The organism is Streptomyces sp. NPDC056231, from assembly GCF_048270745.1.
In the GTDB taxonomy this organism is placed as follows: domain Bacteria; phylum Actinomycetota; class Actinomycetes; order Streptomycetales; family Streptomycetaceae; genus Streptomyces.
The window spans coordinates 246160-261714 of sequence record NZ_JBLVKW010000004.1; the positions used below are offsets into that span (position 1 = coordinate 246160).

The following is a 15555-nucleotide window of genomic DNA, read 5'->3' on the forward strand; positions in this document are numbered from 1 at the left end:
TTCGAAACTCGCCCTAGCCGGTCACTGTTTCGAGCCAGGCCGGATCGATCTTGCCCTCGGCGACGATGACAGCGGCTCCGGTCATCTCGATCTCGCCGTCCGGCCGCTCGGTGATCACAAGGGTGCCGCCGGGCAGATCGACGGTGTACGTGATCGGGGTGCCGGTCTCGGCGGGGTCCGCGCCGTCCCTGCGGGCGGCGGCGACGGCCACGGCGCAGGCGCCGGTTCCACAGGAGCGGGTCTCGCCGGAACCGCGTTCGTGGACGCGCATCGCCACATGGCGCGGTCCACGGTCCACGACGAACTCGATGTTGACGCCGTCGGGGTAGACGGCGGCAGGGCTGAACGGCGGTACGGAGAACAGCGTGCCCGCGTGTGCCAGGTCGTCGACGAAGGCCACCGCGTGCGGGTTGCCCATGTTCACGTTGCGGGCGTCCCAACTGCGGCCGTCCACGGTGACCGTGACACCGTCCTCGGGGAGCTGGGCGCGCCCCATGGAGACCGTGATGTCGCCGCCCTTGGCGAGGTGGACCTTCTTCACGCCGCCGCGGGTCGCGACCGCGAGGTCGCCCTCCTCGACGAGTCCGGCGCGCTGCAGATAGTGGGCGAAGACCCGCACGCCGTTGCCGCACATCTCGGCGATCGAACCGTCGGCATTGCGGTAGTCCATGAACCACTCGGCGTCGGCCGCCATGGTCCGCGCCTCGGGGTGTGCGGCGGACCGCACGACGTGCAGCAGCCCGTCACCGCCGATACCGGCCCGTCGGTCGCAGAGCCGGACGACGACGGATGCGGGCAGGTCGACGGCGTTGTCCGGGTCGGGAACGATCACGAAGTCGTTCTCGGTGCCGTGACCCTTGAGGAAGGGGATCTCCGAGGTGCTCACAGGGCAACTGTACGAGGCCGCGCCGACAGCGGACGAAGCCAGTCCGAACGGTGGACGGACACGGCTGTGGACGGATGACGGGGACGCGAGCCCGGACTCAGCGCAGTCGCGCCACGCGCCAGATGGCCAGCGCGACCAGAGCGCCGCACACGGCCACGTACAGGGCGATCACCCGCCAGTCGGGGCGCTCCCCCGAGCCCCGCGCCGGCAGGCCCGGCCAGGTGTGGCCGACACGGCGGGCGGCCATCATCCCCCAGCCCGCGGCGCAGCAGCTGATCAGCAGACCGAGCATGGCGACGACCGCACCCCCGTCGCCGAACTCGAAGGCGAGCGGGAAGGCGAACATCAGAGAACCGACCGCGGCAAGCATGACGATCGGGGCGAGCTGCCAGATCCTCAGACGGCGCGCGGGCCGCAGCTCGACCTCGACCTCGGGGGTCACCTGGGGCTCGTCGGGCCCGTCGGGGCTCAGGCGTCCCGCCTCGTGCTGCATGTCCGGTGCGTCTTGTTCTGTGTCGCGAGGGCCGGCCTCCATCGCCACGCGCCCTCCCAACTCGGACTCCACTGGTCGATCGATGCTCGATGATGGCACGCTCCCGGTCGCCTTAATGACGGCCAGGGCTTCCCGATGCCATCACGTGATCAGGCTGTAACCGCTCGTTCGACCAACGTCAGCGCCCGGTGCGGGAGTTCCCCGCGGTGCTCCTCGGCGCCGCTCAGCCAGTGGACGCGGGGGTCGCGGCGGAACCAGGAGTCCTGACGGCGCGCGAAGCGTTTGGTGGCGCGGATCGTCTCGGCGCGCGCCTCGTCCTCCGTGCACTCCTTGGCCAGTGCGCCGAGCACCTGCTGATAGCCGAGCGCACGGGAGGCGGTGCGCCCCTCACGCAGACCGCGGGCCTCCAGCGTGCGCACCTCGTCCACGAGCCCTGCCTCCCACATCCGGTCGACCCGGAGGGCGATGCGTTCGTCGAGTTCGGGGCGGGCCACGTCGACGCCGATCTGGACTGCGTCGTAGACCGCTTCGTTACCCGGGAGGTTGGCCGTGAAGGGCTTCCCGGTGATCTCGATGACTTCGAGGGCCCGGACGATGCGGCGGCCATTGCTCGGCAGGATGGCCCGGCCCGCCTCGGGGTCGGCGGCGGCGAGGCGGCCGTGCAACGTCCCTGAACCGTGCTCCGCCAGTTCCTGTTCCAGCCTGACGCGTACGCCGGGGTCCGTGCCGGGAAATTCCAGTGCGTCGATCGCACCCTTCACGTACAGCCCTGAACCGCCGACCAGAACCGGGGTCCGGCCCTCGGCGAGCAGCCGGTCGATCTCGGCTCGGGCCAACCGCTGGTACTCGGCGACGCTGGCCGTCTCGGTGACGTCCCAGATGTCCAGCAGTCGGTGGGGTACGGACCCGCGCTCGGCGAGCGTCAGCTTCGCAGTGCCGATATCCATCCCCCGGTAGAGCTGCATGGAGTCGGCGTTGACCACTTCGCCACCGAGCTGCTGGGCCAGGAATACCCCCAGATCAGACTTTCCGGCTGCAGTGGGACCGACGACGGCGATGACCCGCGGTGCGGGAGATGGACTACTCACTGCCCCAGTCTCGCAAATGTCCAGCCCTCTCCCCGAATGGGCTACGTGACGGCACGAAGCCGGAGTCGTTTGCTGTTCCGAGGTGTCGCGCGCCGGTTCGGACCGGCCCCCTGTCCGGCAGGCGGCCGGATGGCCGAAGGCCCGACGAGGGCTGACGGACGAGAGTCCGAGTGGCGCAATGGGACGCTCCGGGGCGGCGCGGAATGTCGATCACACGAGTAAAATATGGAGAAAATATGGGCGTTTTTTCATGGTTCCGCCGTTCCTCCTCCGGAGCGGTCGAACCGTCGGCCGAGGAAGCCGCAGCACCGACGGGCGAGGCGTCCGAGGTCGCCGCGTCGGTGGACGCGTCGGTGACGTCCACCGGGTCGGAGTCCTCCGAGGGCGTGGAAATCCCGAAGCAGCAGTCGGTCGACGAAGCGGCGGACAACGCGGCCGGAGACAACGCCCGCACTTAGTCCCCCAGCAGGGAAGGTGTCCGATGGGCTTCATGGACAGTCTGAAAGCCAAGCTGAGTCCGGCGAAGGGCAAGGTCGGTGACCTCGCGCAGCAGCACGGGGACAAGATCGACCATGGAATCGACAAGGCAGCACGGACGGTCGATCAAAGGACAAAGGGCAAGTACAGCGACAAGATCGAGTCCGGCTCGCAGAAGGCCAAGCATGCGATTGACCGTCTGTCCCACATGGGCGAGGGCGGCACGCCGCCACCGGCTTCCTGACCTCGGCACCTCGACCTGATCACCGTGGACGGCCGTGGAGCAGCATGGCTCCGCGGCCGTCACGTGCGTGCCCGGCCCGGAACCCTCCGTCCCGGTCCGAGAGCAGCCGGATCCGGCCTCAGGACCAGGTGGCGACCATGTATCCGACGCCGTACGGAGCGTCCTCGTAGAGCAGCCGCCCGCTCAGCCCGGCCCCTTCCGCCGCACCCGCCAGCACCTGCCACGGCGCCCGGCCTGCCACCTTCAGTTCGTGCGCCAGTGACTCGTCCAGCGCACTCAGCACGGCGAGGTCCGCGGCGCCCAGGGCCCGTGACACCTCCATGTCGAACGAGAGGGCGCGCTCGTCCAGATAGCCGGGGGCCTTGACCGTGCGGCAGGCGCTGCCGTCGCCCATCACCAGCATGGCCACGCGGCGGGCCCTGGCCGCCAGCTCCCGTCCGGTGCTCGCGCAGTGCTCGGCTTCGAGCGCCTCCCCCACGCCCAGGCCCTCGATCGGCGCGTCCGCCCACTTCGCACGGGCAAGCAGCCACGCGGCGACGGAGAGGGACGGCGGAAGCGGGCGCACCGCCGCAGCCCCGGGGTCTCCTCCGAGCCCGAGCCGGACGTCGAGATCGACGCCGAAGCCCTTGAAGGATCCCGGGGCCCCCTCGGGATGCGGCCCGCGGTCATCGGGATCCCCGGGCCCGATCACGATCAGCAGGTCGGGGCGGGCCGCGGCGAGCACGCCCAGGGCATCGATGCACGCGGTCCTCGCGGCCAGGAGCTCTGGCGCGGCTCCTGCGGCGACCTCGGGTACCAGCACGGGCGGACAGGGGCAGACAGCTGCGGCGACAAGCATGCTGGGCAGCGTACTGCGTCAGCCGATTCCGCCGTTTCCCCCCGTCCGTTCCGGCCACGGGTCCGCGAGCCGGCGTACCGGCCGCGGGTCCGTGCCCCCTCCCTACGAGGTCAGTCGCATCCGCAGCCGGGAGCCGCCGCGGGCGGCAACGGCGCCGGGGCCCCGATGCCGGGCAGCCCGAGCATCACCCCGGCCGGCTTGGCGGCCTCGGCGACGGTGCGCTTCTCCCAGGCGTCCCCGGACCGGGTCCGCCTCACACCGAGCGGCGCGCCCTCGGCGAGCAGGTGGTGCGGGGCGGCGTAGGTGATCTCGACCGTCACCACATCGCCCGGGCGCACCTCCTCGTCCGGCTTGGTGAAGTGGACCAGGCGGTTGTCGGGAGCACGGCCGGAGAGACGGTGTGTGGCGCCGTCCTTACGGCCCTCGCCCTCAGCGACCATGATCTCCAGGGTGCGGCCGACCTGCTTCTTGTTCTCGTCCCAGGAGATCTCCTCCTGGAGGGCGGCCAGGCGCATGTACCGCTCCTGGACGACCTCCTTCGGGATCTGCCCCTCCATGTCGGCAGCCGGGGTTCCGGGGCGCTTGGAGTACTGGAAGGTGAAGGCGTTGGCGAAGCGTGCCTGACGGACCGCGTGCATGGTCTGCTCGAAGTCCTCCTCCGTCTCGCCGGGGAAGCCCACGATGATGTCGGTGGAGATGGCGGCGTCCGGCATCGCGGCGCGCACCTTCTCGATGATGCCGAGGAACCGCTCCTGCCGGTACGAGCGCCGCATCGCCTTCAGGATCGTGTCCGAACCCGACTGCATCGGCATGTGCAGCTGCGGCATGACGTTCGGGGTCTCGGCCATCGCCGCGATCACGTCGTCGGTGAAGTCGCGAGGGTGCGGCGAGGTGAAGCGGACCCGCTCCAGGCCCTCGATCTTCCCGCAGGCGCGCAGCAGCTTGGAGAATGCCTCGCGGTCGCCGATGTCGGAGCCGTACGCGTTCACGTTCTGGCCGAGCAGGGTGATCTCGGAGACCCCCTCGGCGACCAGTGCCTCGATCTCGGCCAGGATGTCGCCGGTGCGGCGGTCCTTCTCCTTGCCGCGCAGCGCCGGGACGATGCAGAAGGTGCAGGTGTTGTTGCAGCCGACGGAGATGGAGACCCACGCGGCGTAGGCGGACTCGCGGCGGGTGGGGAGGGTCGAGGGGAATGCCTCCAGGGATTCGGCGATCTCGATCTGCGCCTCCTCCTGGATACGGGCGCGCTCCAGAAGCACCGGCAGCTTGCCGATGTTGTGCGTTCCGAAGACGACGTCGACCCAGGGGGCCCGCTTGACGATCGTGTCGCGGTCCTTCTGCGCCAGACAGCCGCCGACCGCGATCTGCATCCCGGGCCGCTTCGTCTTCATCGGGGCGAGCCGGCCGAGATTGCCGTAGAGCTTGTTGTCCGCGTTCTCCCGCACCGCGCAGGTGTTGAAGACAACGACATCGGCGTCACCGTCGGCGCCCTCGGGCGCACGTACGTACCCCGCGCCCTCCAGCAGCCCCGACAGCCGCTCGGAGTCGTGGACGTTCATCTGGCACCCGTAGGTGCGCACCTCGTACGTTTTCAAACCCTCTACCTCGCTCATCTCGTCCACCAGGGTACGAGGTCGTACGGACACCCGGGGCCTGACTTCCACAGGACCGGCCCTGGCCATCACGAGGAGTGAGCTGGCAGGATCGCGCCATGCTCCACGCACTGTCCCGTATCGGCCGCCGACGCACCCTTCAGGGGGGCGCCGTCGCTGCCGTCGTTCTCGGGCTGCTGCTGTGGTGGGTGCTGCCGCTCGGGGATCCGCCGCCGAGCGGATCCCTGACCTTCAGCACAGGGGTACGCAGCGGGGTCTACCAGCGCTACGGCGAGCGGCTCGAGGGCCCCCTCGCCAAGGACCTGCCCAAGGTCTCGATTCGACTGCAGACCAGCGAGGGCTCCCAGCAGAACATCCAGCGGGTGGCGACCGGGAAGGCCGACTTCACCATCGCCACGACCGATGCCCTCGCCACGTATCTGCAGGACGGCAAGGCCGGGGCCGACCGGCTGCGCGGCTGTGTCCGGCTGTACGACGACTACATCCAACTGGTGGTGCCCCAGGACTCGGACGTGCGGACGGTCTCGGATCTCGCCGGCAAGCGGGTCGGGGTGGGGCAGGAGGGTTCGGGCGTGCGGCTGGTCGCCGACCGGCTGATGACCGCCGCTGGTCTTGATCCGACGCACGGCATCACCCCGGTCCCGGCCGGGATCGACACGATGCCGACGCAGTTGCAGAACGGTCTTCTCGATGCCTTCTTCTGGTCCGGCGGGCTGCCCACCACCGCTGTGCAGGAGCTGTCGGACCGCTTCCCGATCAGGCTCGTGCCCCTGGAGGCATCGCTGATCAAGCGGCTGCGGGCGGGCGGCGGCCCCACTCGCTACTACCGCTCGGCCGTGATGCCCGCCGACGCGTACCGCAACGCCCAGCAGGGATCGGCCATCACGACGGTGGCCGTCGCCAACGTGCTGGTCACCACGGACCGCACGGATCCTGCGATGACCGAGGCTTTCACCCGGACGGTGATCGACAGCCGGGACCGTATCGGACGCGAGGTGCATGCGGCGCAGTTGGTGGACCTGCGGACGGCGATCTACACCGATCCGCTTCAGCTGCACGACGGGGCCAGACGCTACTACCGGTCCGTCAAGCCCTGACGCACTCCGGCGAGCGCCGCCGCGGCACCCGGTACCGGAGTCAGTCGCCCGGACCGTTGCGCGGAACCGCCACCGTCACCCGCAGTCCGTGCGGCTCGTGCGGGGCGTAGGAGAGAGAGCCGCCGCCCGCGGCGAGCAGTGCCTGGGAGATGGAGAGCCCGAGACCGGACCCCTGCACGTTCTGGTGCTGGGCGCTGCGCCAGAACCGGTCGCCGATCCGCTCCAGCTCTTCATCGGTCAGCCCGGGGCCGCGGTCGGCGACGGCCACGGTGACGGTGTCGCGGCCGGCGGCGACAGTGACCCGGACCTCCTCACCGGCGGGGGTGAACTTGCACGCGTTGTCGATGACGGCGTCGAGGGCGCTGGAGAGCGCGATGGGGTCCGCCCAGGCTGTCACGGCAGATGCTCCGTCGGCTGTCAGCCGTACACCGTTCTCTTCCGCGAACGGGCGCCAGGAAGCCACCCGTTCCGCGGTGAGCGCGCCGATGTCGGTGAGCTGGAGGTCGGCTGCGGCATGCTCGGCCAGCGCCAGGTCCAGCAGGTCGTCCAGGACCTGCCCGAGACGCTTTCCCTCTGTGCGCACGGAGGCGATCTCCTCGTTCCCCTCGGGGAGTTCGAGGGCGAGGAGCTCGATGCGCAGCAGCAGCGCGGCGAGGGGGTTGCGCAGTTGGTGTGAGGCGTCGGCGACGAAAGCGCGCTGCTGCTCCAGCACTTCCTCGACGTTGTCGGCCATCTCGTTGAACGAACGGGCCAGGCGTCTGAGTTCCGGCGGACCTTCCGATGCCACCACCCGGGACCGCATCCGGCCGCTGGCGATGTCGTGGGTCGCCGCGTCCAGGGTCTGGACGGGCAGCAGGACCCAGCCGGTGAGCCGGATCGCGGCACCGACGGCCACCAGCATCGCGACCACTTCGCCGGCTGCGATCAGCAGCCAGCCGCGCAGCGTATGGGTGCGCATCTCACCGGTGGGCGAGTCGAGGACGACGACGGCGACCACATCGCCGTCCCGTACGACGGGCGAGGCGACGACGACCCGGCCGCGCTGCCAGGGCCAGACCTGCGGCGGATCATGACTGCGGCGCCCGAGGAGCGCCTCCCTGAACGCCTCGCGGCCCGCCCCCTCGACGGGGAGCTTCCAGTCGGCCGGTGCCTTCGCCATGGCAGTGTCGTCGCGGTAGAAGACGCCGGCCCGGATTCCGTACACCGAGTCGTACGTCTCCAGCTCCGACTGGAGCACACGGCGCCGTTCGTCGTTGCTGCCGGCCGGTTCCGTGACGAACTGGGCCAGTGCGGCGAAGCGTGCCGTGTCGTCGATGCGGTCGATCACGACGCCCTGCTGCTCGGCGGCGGCCACGCTGACGGCCAGCGGAAAGCCGAGCGCGAGCAGCACGGCTGCCATGAGGATGATGAGCAGGGGGAGGAGACGGGTACGCACCGGGGCAGTACGCCTTTACGCGGACGGGGAGACGAGGCGGTAGCCGACCCCGCGCACGGTCTCGATCAGTGCGGGCAGCCGCAGTTTGGAACGCAGGGACGCGACATGCACTTCGAGCGTGCGTCCCGTTCCCTCCCAACTCGTGCGCCACACCTCACTGATGATCTGCTCTCGGCGGAACACCACCCCGGGGCGCTGGGCGAGGAGCGCGAGCAGATCGAACTCCTTGCGGGTGAGCTGGACTTCGGCGCCGTCGACACTGACCCTGCGGGTCGGCAGCTCGATGTGAACATGACCGAGGCGCAGTGCCGCGACGGGCGTCTGCACCGTGTCCTCGCCGACCGAGTTGCGCCTGCTGACCGCGTGGATACGCGCGAGGAGTTCACCCGTGTCGTACGGCTTGACGACGTAGTCGTCCGCTCCCAGGTTGAGGCCGTGGATCCGCGACCGGACATCGGCCCGCGCGGTCACCATGATCACGGGGATGGAACAGCGCTTGCGGATCTTCCCGCAGACCTCGTAACCGTCCTGGTCGGGCAGTCCGAGGTCGAGGAGCACGACGCCGAAGGGCTCTGCCTCCGTCGGCAGCAGGGCCTTCAGGGCCTCCTCGCCGCTGCGTGCGTGCACGACCTGGATGCCGTGCCGGGCGAGCACCGCGGACAGGGCGGCCGCCACGTGGTTGTCGTCCTCGACGAGCAGCAGCCTCATGGCCCTCCTTCCTCTCCGCTTTCGCAACGTGGTGCAGGCTTCCCGCACTCCCCGGTGACTGTCCATCTTCCCGGTACTTCCACGTACCGAGGTGTTTCACCTCATCACGTACCAGGGCATCCACTCCGATGACCGGTACGCCAGTCAAGGCCCCTCCTGTTACATCGGGGTTTCCGTTATGCACCCGGTACGCCCCCGGTACCTCTCTTACCGTCCCGTTCACGCGGAGTGTCCGGTTGCCGCCGGATCGTTATGCTCAATTTCCGCTCAGATGTGATGACGGTGGTCGCACTGCGTCACTAAGGTCCTTCCCAACCGAGGAGGACGGAGCAAGAAGCCGATGAGCGGAGTTTCAGTGACCAAGGCCGCCGAGGATGCCGTGCCCGCGGCGAACGACCTTGTCGTACTGAGCAACGTCAACAAGCACTTCGGCGCGCTGCATGTGCTCCAGGACATCGACCTGACCATCGCACGGGGCGAGGTCGTGGTCGTTATCGGGCCTTCCGGGTCCGGAAAGTCCACGCTGTGCCGCACGATCAACCGCTTGGAGACGATCGACTCGGGCGCGATATCGATCGACGGCAAGCCATTGCCCCAGGAGGGCAAGGAGCTGGCCAGGCTGCGTGCCGATGTCGGCATGGTCTTCCAGTCGTTCAATCTCTTCGCGCACAAGACGGTGCTCGAAAACGTGATGCTGGGGCAGCTCAAGGTCCGCAAGGCGGACAAGACGGCTGCCGAGGAGAAGGCCCGTTCGCTGCTCGACCGGGTGGGCGTGGCGACGCAGGCCGACAAGTACCCCTCGCAGCTCTCCGGAGGCCAGCAGCAACGTGTGGCCATCGCGCGGGCGTTGGCGATGGACCCCAAGGTCATGCTCTTCGACGAGCCGACGTCCGCGCTCGACCCGGAGATGATCAATGAGGTGCTGGAAGTCATGCAGCAGCTCGCCCGGGACGGCATGACCATGGTCGTCGTCACCCACGAAATGGGCTTCGCGCGCTCGGCGGCGAACCGTGTCGTCTTCATGGCGGACGGGAAGATCGTCGAAGAGGCGTCGCCCGACCAGTTCTTCAGCAACCCGCGCAGTGACCGGGCCAAGGACTTCCTCTCGAAGATCCTGCACCACTGATTTCCGGATCAGCAGTTCACTCACATCGCGTCATCGCGTCAACACTAGGGAAGTTCACCATGCAGCTTCGTAAGGTCACCGCCGCATCGGCCGCCGTGCTCGCGCTCGCCCTCACCGCCACCGCCTGTGGCTCCTCCGACGACAAGGGCGGCGACTCGGCGGGCGGCGGCAAGAAGATCACCATCGGCATCAAGATCGACCAGCCCGGTATCGGTCTGAAGACGCCCGACGGCAAGTACACCGGTTTCGACGTCGATGTCGCCACGTACATCGCCAAGGAACTCGGCTACGACGCCAAGGACATCACCTTCAAGGAGACCAAGAGCGCCGACCGCGAGACGGCGATCGAGCGCGGGGACGTCAAGTTCATCGCCGCCTCCTACTCGATCAACGACGAGCGTCTGCAGAAGGTCGACTTCGCCGGCCCGTACCTGCTGGCGCACCAGGACATCCTGGTCCGTGCGGACGACGACTCGTTCAAGTCCCCGGCCGACCTGAACAGCAAGAAGCTGTGTTCGGTGACCGGCTCGACCTCGGCGCAGAACGTCCACGACAAGCTGGCGCCCAAGGCCCAGCTGCAGGAGTACGGCGGCTACTCCGAGTGCCTCACCGGCCTGGAGAACAAGGCTGTCGACGCGCTGACCACCGACGACAGCATCCTGGCCGGTTTCGCCTCGCAGAAGGACTTCCAGGGGAAGTTCAAGCTGGCCGGCTTCAAGATGAGCAACGAGAACTACGGCATCGGCCTGAAGAAGGGTGACGCCGACCTCAAGAAGAAGATCAACGACGCGCTCACCAAGATGGTCTCGGACGGTTCCTGGGACAAGGCGGTGCAGGCCAACTTCGGTCCGGCGAACTACAAGAACGAGCCCGCCCCGAAGATCGGCAACATCGTCAAGTGAAGCAGGGCTGACCCGGCGCGCCGTCCGTGAACGGCGGCGCGCCATGCCCTCCTACACGCGGAAGCGCGGGAGATCGTGTTCGACTTTCTTGAAGGTTACGACCTGTTGGGGGCTTTCTGGGTGACGGTGCAGCTCGCCGTCTACTCCGCCCTCGGCTCCCTCATATGGGGAACGCTGCTGGCCGGCATGAAGGTCAGCCCGGTCCCCCTGATGCGCGGTTTCGCGACCGCCTATGTGAATGTCATCCGGAACATCCCTCTGACCGTCATCATCGTCTTCTCGTCGCTGGGTCTCTTCCAGACGCTCAACATCAAGCTCGGGGCCAGCGATTTCACGGACATCAACTTCCGGCTCGCGGTCCTCGCGCTGATCGCCTACACCGCCGCGTTCGTCTGTGAGGCGCTCCGGTCGGGCATCAACACGGTGCCGGTCGGCCAGGCGGAGGCCGCGCGTGCGCTCGGGCTGAGCTTCACGCAAGTGCTGCGACTGATCGTCCTCCCGCAGGCGTTCCGCGCGGTGGTCAACCCGCTGTCGAACGTGCTGATCGCGTTGACGAAGAACACCACGGTCGCCTCGGCGATCGGGGTCGCCGAAGCCGCGTACCTGATGAAGGGCATGATCGAAGCCGAGGCCCAGCTGGTCCTGATCGCGTTGGTCTTCGCGTTCGGCTTCATCGTTCTGACCCTCCCGACCGGCCTGATCCTCGGCTGGGTGAGCAAGAAGGTGGCGGTGAAGCGATGACTTCCGTCCTCTACGACGCCCAGGGACCGCGTGCCAAGCAGCGCAACATCCTGTACACGGTGCTGTTCGTCCTGTGCGCCGCTGCCGTGGTGTGGTGGGTGTACAGCGGCCTGGCCGAGAAGCACCAGCTCGACTGGATCAAGTGGAAGCCGTTCTTCACCAGCTCCCAGCCCTGGCAGACCTACATCTGGCCAGGCCTCCAGAACACGCTCAAGGCGGCGTTCTTCGCCCTGATCATCGCGCTGCCGCTCGGCGCTCTGTTCGGTATCGGCAGGCTCTCGGACCACCGGTGGGTGCGGGTGCCGTCCGGCGTCGTCGTGGAGTTCTTCCGCGCCGTCCCCGTGCTGATCCTGATGATCGTCGCGAACGAGGCGTACGCCGAGTACACGGACATCAGCACCGAGACGCGTCCCCTGTACGCCGTGGTGACCGGCCTGGTGCTGTACAACTTCTCGGTACTCGCCGAGATCGTGCGCGCCGGGATCCACTCTCTGCCGAAGGGCCAGACCGACGCGGCCAAGGCGATCGGGATGCGCAAGGGTCAGACCATGGTGTTCGTGCTGCTGCCGCAGGCAGTGACGGTCATGCTGCCGGCGATCGTCAGCCAGCTGGTCGTCATCGTGAAGGACACCGCGCTCGGCGGCGCCATGATGACCTTCCCCGAGCTGCTGTCCTCGGTCCGTCCGATGGCTGCGAACTACGGCGCGAACACCATCGCGTGCTTCACGATCGTGGCCCTGATCTACCTCGTGGTGAACTTCGCGCTCACGTCGTTCGCGAGCTGGCTGGAGCGGTGGCTCCGGCGCAACAGGAAGAGCAAGGGTTCCCCGGCCGGCACCGTGCCCGGGGGCGCACCGAAGACCATCGGTACGCCGGCGCTCGTCGTCGACGACGGACGCGCCGTCTGACAGTTCGTCGGTAATCTCTGCGCAGGGGCGCCGGTGCATGCACCGGCGCCCCTCGCCGTGCTCGGTTGTCACTTGACGCAAGCACCGGCAGTGGGTTGCATACGTTCTGTGATCGCCGACCGAGCCCCCGCTTCCGCTTCCACTCCTCCGACCGCACGGGCCCAGGGAGTCGCGCCGTGGACCCGGTGATTGTCGTCGGCGCCGGGCCTGTGGGCCTGACGCTGTCGCTCGCCCTCGCCGCGCAGGGCGTTCCCTCCGTCGTCCTCGACGAGGATCCGGGGAGGCACGAGACCCGTCCCGCCCGGACGGTGGTGCTGCGCGAGGACACCACGGCCCTGGTGGAGCGGCTCGGGTGCAAGGCGCTCCGGAACGAGGGCGCCCACTGGACGGGCTGGCGCTCCATGCGCCGCAAGCAGCTCGTACGCGAACTGCGCCTCGGCGAGGACTCCCCGTACGGTGATCCGCTCCCGGCCCCGCTCCATCTGCCCCAGCACGCCCTGATGCGCGGGCTGCGGGCCGCGGTCGCCGGGCAGGAGCTGGTGCACATGGCGCCGCTCAGCCGGATCGACACCCTGGAGCAGGATCCGGCGGGGCTCACTGTGCACACCAGGGAACCGGATTCGACCTGGTGGCGCGGGAGTTACCTGGTCGGCTGCGACGGCGCCAGATCCACCGTCCGCAAGCTGCTGGACGTCCGGTTCCCGGGGCGCACAGCGGTGGAGCGGCACGCCGTGGCCGCACTGCGCACCGAACTGCCCTGGCCGGGCGAGGCAGTGCTGCACCGGCTGCCGCCGTGGCGCACCGGGGGCGCCGAAGTCACCGCGCGCCCGCTGCCGGACGGTGCGTGGCGGCTGGACTGGCTGCTCCCGCCACGCGGCGAGCTCGTCACCCCCGACGCGTTGATCACCCGGGTGCGGGACACTCTCGCGGGCTGGTGCGGCGGCGAGACCCCGCCGTACGAACTGCTGGACACGGGCGTGTACACGCTGCATCACCGGCTGGCCCGGCGCTGGCGGGTCCAGCGGGCCTTCCTGGCCGGGGACGCCGCGCATCTGCTCGGTGCACTCGGTACGCAGGGGCTCGACGAAGGACTGCGGGACGCCGAGAACCTGGCCTGGAAGCTGGCGCAGGCCTGGCATCTCGGCGCCTCCGACGTGCTGCTCGACAGCTACCAGGCGGAGCGGCGGGCTGCGGTCGCCTCCCGTCTGCGCGCGGCGGACCAGTCGCTGCCGATACTGCGCGGCGGCGGAGGGCTACGGAGCATCGTCCCCGGGAGCGCACGGGGGCACGATTCACTGCTCGCCGACGGTCACCTGGGGTGCGGCCCACTGGGCGCGCCCCCCTCGTACTCGCACTCCCCCCTTGCGCCTGCGTACGCCGAGGCGCACACATCGGTGGGTACGCCCCCGGGTGCGCCGGTCGACGATGTACGGGTGACGGCGCCCGACGGCACGACCGTGCGGCTGCGCGAGCGGCTGGGGCGGGGCCGTCTGCTGGTCGTGCTGGTCGCTCCGGGGACCGGGGTGTGGGATCGGCGCCACTGGTTGACCGCGGGAGTGATGCCCCGGCTCGTCAAGTCGGTCGACGCCCTGCCGGTGAAGTCGGAGCTGCTGGTGACCGAGGCCTACCCGGGCGCCCCGGCCCATACCGTGCTGCTGATCAGGCCGGACGGACATCTGGTGGCATCGTTCGGCGGCGTCCGGCCCGCGGAACTTTTCGCTGCGGCGGACGCGGTGCGCGGCGGCGCGCCACGTGCCTCCGTGCGCTCCGACCAGACCGCAGACATCAATTGACCCCCACGGGCAGCACATGGTGTACTCCGAAATGTGACCGACACCGATGTGCGCCTGTGGCGGAGGGTCCATATGGACCTCGTCCGCTATGCGGGCTGCGTGTGTCGCCCGTCCTGCTGAACCGCCTCTCCCTGCCGCGGCGTGCGCTCTGTCGCACGCCGGGCATCACGCGCGAACTCTCAGGACGGTCCCTGTGTCTGCCTCTCCCCCGCCTTCTGTACGCACGCCTTCTTCCGGCCCTGACTCCGGTGCCGGTCCCACGGCTGCAGAACTGCTCGACTTCGTCCGCCGTACGGCGGCGGACCCCGGTCTGATTGCCTCGCTCCCCCTCGATCCCGAGGGCCGCACCTGGATCCGGCTCGACGGCCCCGGCGGCAGCGAGGCCTGGCTGATCGGCTGGCCGCCGCGCACCGGCACCGGCTGGCACGACCATGCCGACTCGATCGGCGCCTTCACCACCGCGGCCGGCACACTCACGGAGCATTCACTCGCGGCCAGGCTGCCCGCCGACGGCTGGAAAACCCTCGAACTGGCTGAAGGCGTCGACCGGTCCCGGCAGTTGACGACCGGCCGGGGCAGGACGTTCGGCCGGCACCATGTGCACGAGGTGTTGAACGAATCCGGCACCGAGCACGCGGTCTCTGTCCATGCGTACTATCCGCCGCTGCCGCAGATCAGGCGCTACAGCCGTAGCGGTGCGCTACTCCGTCTTGAGCACATCGAACGCCCGGAGGACTGGCAGTGAGCGACGAGCACGACAACGGTTCGGAGCGGGTGGGGATCGACGAACTGCTGGAGCGCGTCCGGGCCGGATACGACCGCATCGGTCCGCACGAGGCGATCGCCGCCGCCGCGGACGGCGCCCTGCTGGTGGACATACGCTACGCGGCGCTGCGCGAGCGGGACGGGTTGATTCCGGGGGCGCTGGTCGTCGAGCGCAATGAGCTGGAGTGGCGACTCGACCCGCAGGGAAGCCATCGCGCGCCGGAGGCGGTCAGCCACGAACTGCAGGTGGTGGTGGTCTGCAACGAGGGGTACGCGTCGAGTCTCGCGGTCGCGTCCCTGAGGCAGTTGGGGCTGCACCGGGCGACCGATCTGATCGGCGGGTTCCAGGCGTGGCGGGCGGCGGGGCTGCCGGTCGGCGCCTGACCGGTGGCGGGCCCGGCCGCACTGCTCCCTGCGCTGTTCCGCCCGCCACCGGCCCGC

At 69.2% G+C, this 15555-nt stretch carries 18 protein-coding genes; 11 read left to right on the top strand and 7 right to left on the bottom strand.

Annotated features, from left to right (window positions below):
- Positions 1-13: 13 nt before the first annotated feature.
- The 3 genes from dapF to miaA all read right to left on the bottom strand — a co-directional run bounded on the left by dapF (position 14) and on the right by miaA (position 2467).
- Positions 14-886 (bottom strand): diaminopimelate epimerase, encoded by an 873-nt coding sequence (gene dapF / locus ACNPQM_RS06260; RefSeq protein WP_418083191.1) that lies wholly within the window; start codon positions 884-886, stop codon positions 14-16.
- 97 nt (positions 887-983) lie between these two features.
- A complete protein-coding gene (locus ACNPQM_RS06265) occupies positions 984-1421 on the bottom strand; it encodes a hypothetical protein (protein WP_418083225.1) in 438 nt (145 codons plus the stop codon).
- A 107-nt stretch (positions 1422-1528) separates the two neighbouring features.
- A complete protein-coding gene (miaA, locus tag ACNPQM_RS06270) occupies positions 1529-2467 on the bottom strand; it encodes a tRNA (adenosine(37)-N6)-dimethylallyltransferase MiaA (protein WP_418083192.1) in 939 nt (312 codons plus the stop codon).
- 236 nt (positions 2468-2703) lie between these two features.
- On the opposite strand from miaA, the gene ACNPQM_RS06275 reads away from it, so the two are divergent.
- Together ACNPQM_RS06275 and ACNPQM_RS06280 are read left to right on the top strand one after the other, a co-directional pair.
- Positions 2704-2925, top strand: a complete 222-nt coding sequence (locus ACNPQM_RS06275) for a gliding motility protein (RefSeq protein ID WP_418083193.1) — start codon at positions 2704-2706, stop codon at positions 2923-2925.
- 23 nt (positions 2926-2948) lie between these two features.
- Positions 2949-3188 (top strand): antitoxin, encoded by a 240-nt coding sequence (locus ACNPQM_RS06280; protein ID WP_418083194.1) that lies wholly within the window; start codon positions 2949-2951, stop codon positions 3186-3188.
- A gap of 118 nt (positions 3189-3306) precedes the next feature.
- Here ACNPQM_RS06280 and ACNPQM_RS06285 read toward each other — a convergent pair whose 3' ends face one another.
- Positions 3307-4026: a class III extradiol dioxygenase subunit B-like domain-containing protein gene (locus tag ACNPQM_RS06285; RefSeq protein ID WP_418083195.1), complete on the bottom strand. Its 720-nt coding sequence runs from the start codon at positions 4024-4026 to the stop codon at positions 3307-3309.
- Positions 4027-4136: 110 nt separating this feature from the next.
- Entirely contained in the window at positions 4137-5639 is a 1503-nt protein-coding gene (gene miaB, locus ACNPQM_RS06290; RefSeq protein ID WP_418083196.1) for a tRNA (N6-isopentenyl adenosine(37)-C2)-methylthiotransferase MiaB, read from the bottom strand.
- Positions 5640-5737: 98 nt separating this feature from the next.
- Between miaB and ACNPQM_RS06295 the strand changes: the two genes are divergently transcribed.
- A complete protein-coding gene (locus ACNPQM_RS06295) occupies positions 5738-6736 on the top strand; it encodes a TAXI family TRAP transporter solute-binding subunit (protein WP_358858879.1) in 999 nt (332 codons plus the stop codon).
- A gap of 40 nt (positions 6737-6776) precedes the next feature.
- Here ACNPQM_RS06295 and ACNPQM_RS06300 read toward each other — a convergent pair whose 3' ends face one another.
- On the bottom strand, positions 6777-8171 hold the full coding sequence (locus ACNPQM_RS06300; protein ID WP_418083197.1) for an ATP-binding protein: 1395 nt from the start codon (positions 8169-8171) through the stop codon (positions 6777-6779).
- Positions 8172-8186: 15 nt separating this feature from the next.
- Entirely contained in the window at positions 8187-8879 is a 693-nt protein-coding gene (locus ACNPQM_RS06305; RefSeq protein ID WP_358858881.1) for a response regulator transcription factor, read from the bottom strand.
- A 340-nt stretch (positions 8880-9219) separates the two neighbouring features.
- Between ACNPQM_RS06305 and ACNPQM_RS06310 the strand changes: the two genes are divergently transcribed.
- From ACNPQM_RS06310 to ACNPQM_RS06345, 8 genes are all read left to right on the top strand, one after another.
- Positions 9220-10005 carry an amino acid ABC transporter ATP-binding protein gene (locus ACNPQM_RS06310; protein WP_358858882.1) on the top strand — a complete coding sequence of 262 codons (786 nt, stop codon included), beginning with the start codon at positions 9220-9222 and terminating at the stop codon, positions 10003-10005.
- 59 nt (positions 10006-10064) lie between these two features.
- Positions 10065-10907 carry a glutamate ABC transporter substrate-binding protein gene (locus ACNPQM_RS06315; protein WP_418083198.1) on the top strand — a complete coding sequence of 281 codons (843 nt, stop codon included), beginning with the start codon at positions 10065-10067 and terminating at the stop codon, positions 10905-10907.
- A gap of 75 nt (positions 10908-10982) precedes the next feature.
- Positions 10983-11648 carry an amino acid ABC transporter permease gene (locus ACNPQM_RS06320; RefSeq protein WP_418083199.1) on the top strand — a complete coding sequence of 222 codons (666 nt, stop codon included), beginning with the start codon at positions 10983-10985 and terminating at the stop codon, positions 11646-11648.
- A complete protein-coding gene (locus ACNPQM_RS06325; protein ID WP_418083200.1) occupies positions 11645-12556 on the top strand; it encodes an amino acid ABC transporter permease in 912 nt (303 codons plus the stop codon). Before ACNPQM_RS06320 ends, ACNPQM_RS06325 begins: the two co-directional genes overlap by 4 nt.
- A 176-nt stretch (positions 12557-12732) precedes the next feature.
- Positions 12733-14349: an FAD-dependent monooxygenase gene (locus tag ACNPQM_RS06330; protein WP_418083201.1), complete on the top strand. Its 1617-nt coding sequence runs from the start codon at positions 12733-12735 to the stop codon at positions 14347-14349.
- A 48-nt stretch (positions 14350-14397) separates the two neighbouring features.
- The gene (locus ACNPQM_RS06335; protein ID WP_309544753.1) at positions 14398-14469 is read left to right on the top strand and encodes a putative leader peptide; all 72 of its coding nucleotides are present in this window, start codon (positions 14398-14400) and stop codon (positions 14467-14469) included.
- Positions 14470-14542: 73 nt separating this feature from the next.
- Positions 14543-15094, top strand: coding sequence for a cysteine dioxygenase (locus ACNPQM_RS06340; RefSeq protein ID WP_418083202.1), 552 nt, complete (start codon positions 14543-14545; stop codon positions 15092-15094).
- Complete coding sequence (locus ACNPQM_RS06345; RefSeq protein ID WP_358858888.1) at positions 15091-15498, top strand: rhodanese-like domain-containing protein; 408 nt, start codon at positions 15091-15093, stop codon at positions 15496-15498. The genes ACNPQM_RS06340 and ACNPQM_RS06345 overlap by 4 nt, the downstream gene beginning before the upstream one ends.
- The last annotated feature ends 57 nt before the right edge of the window (positions 15499-15555 follow it).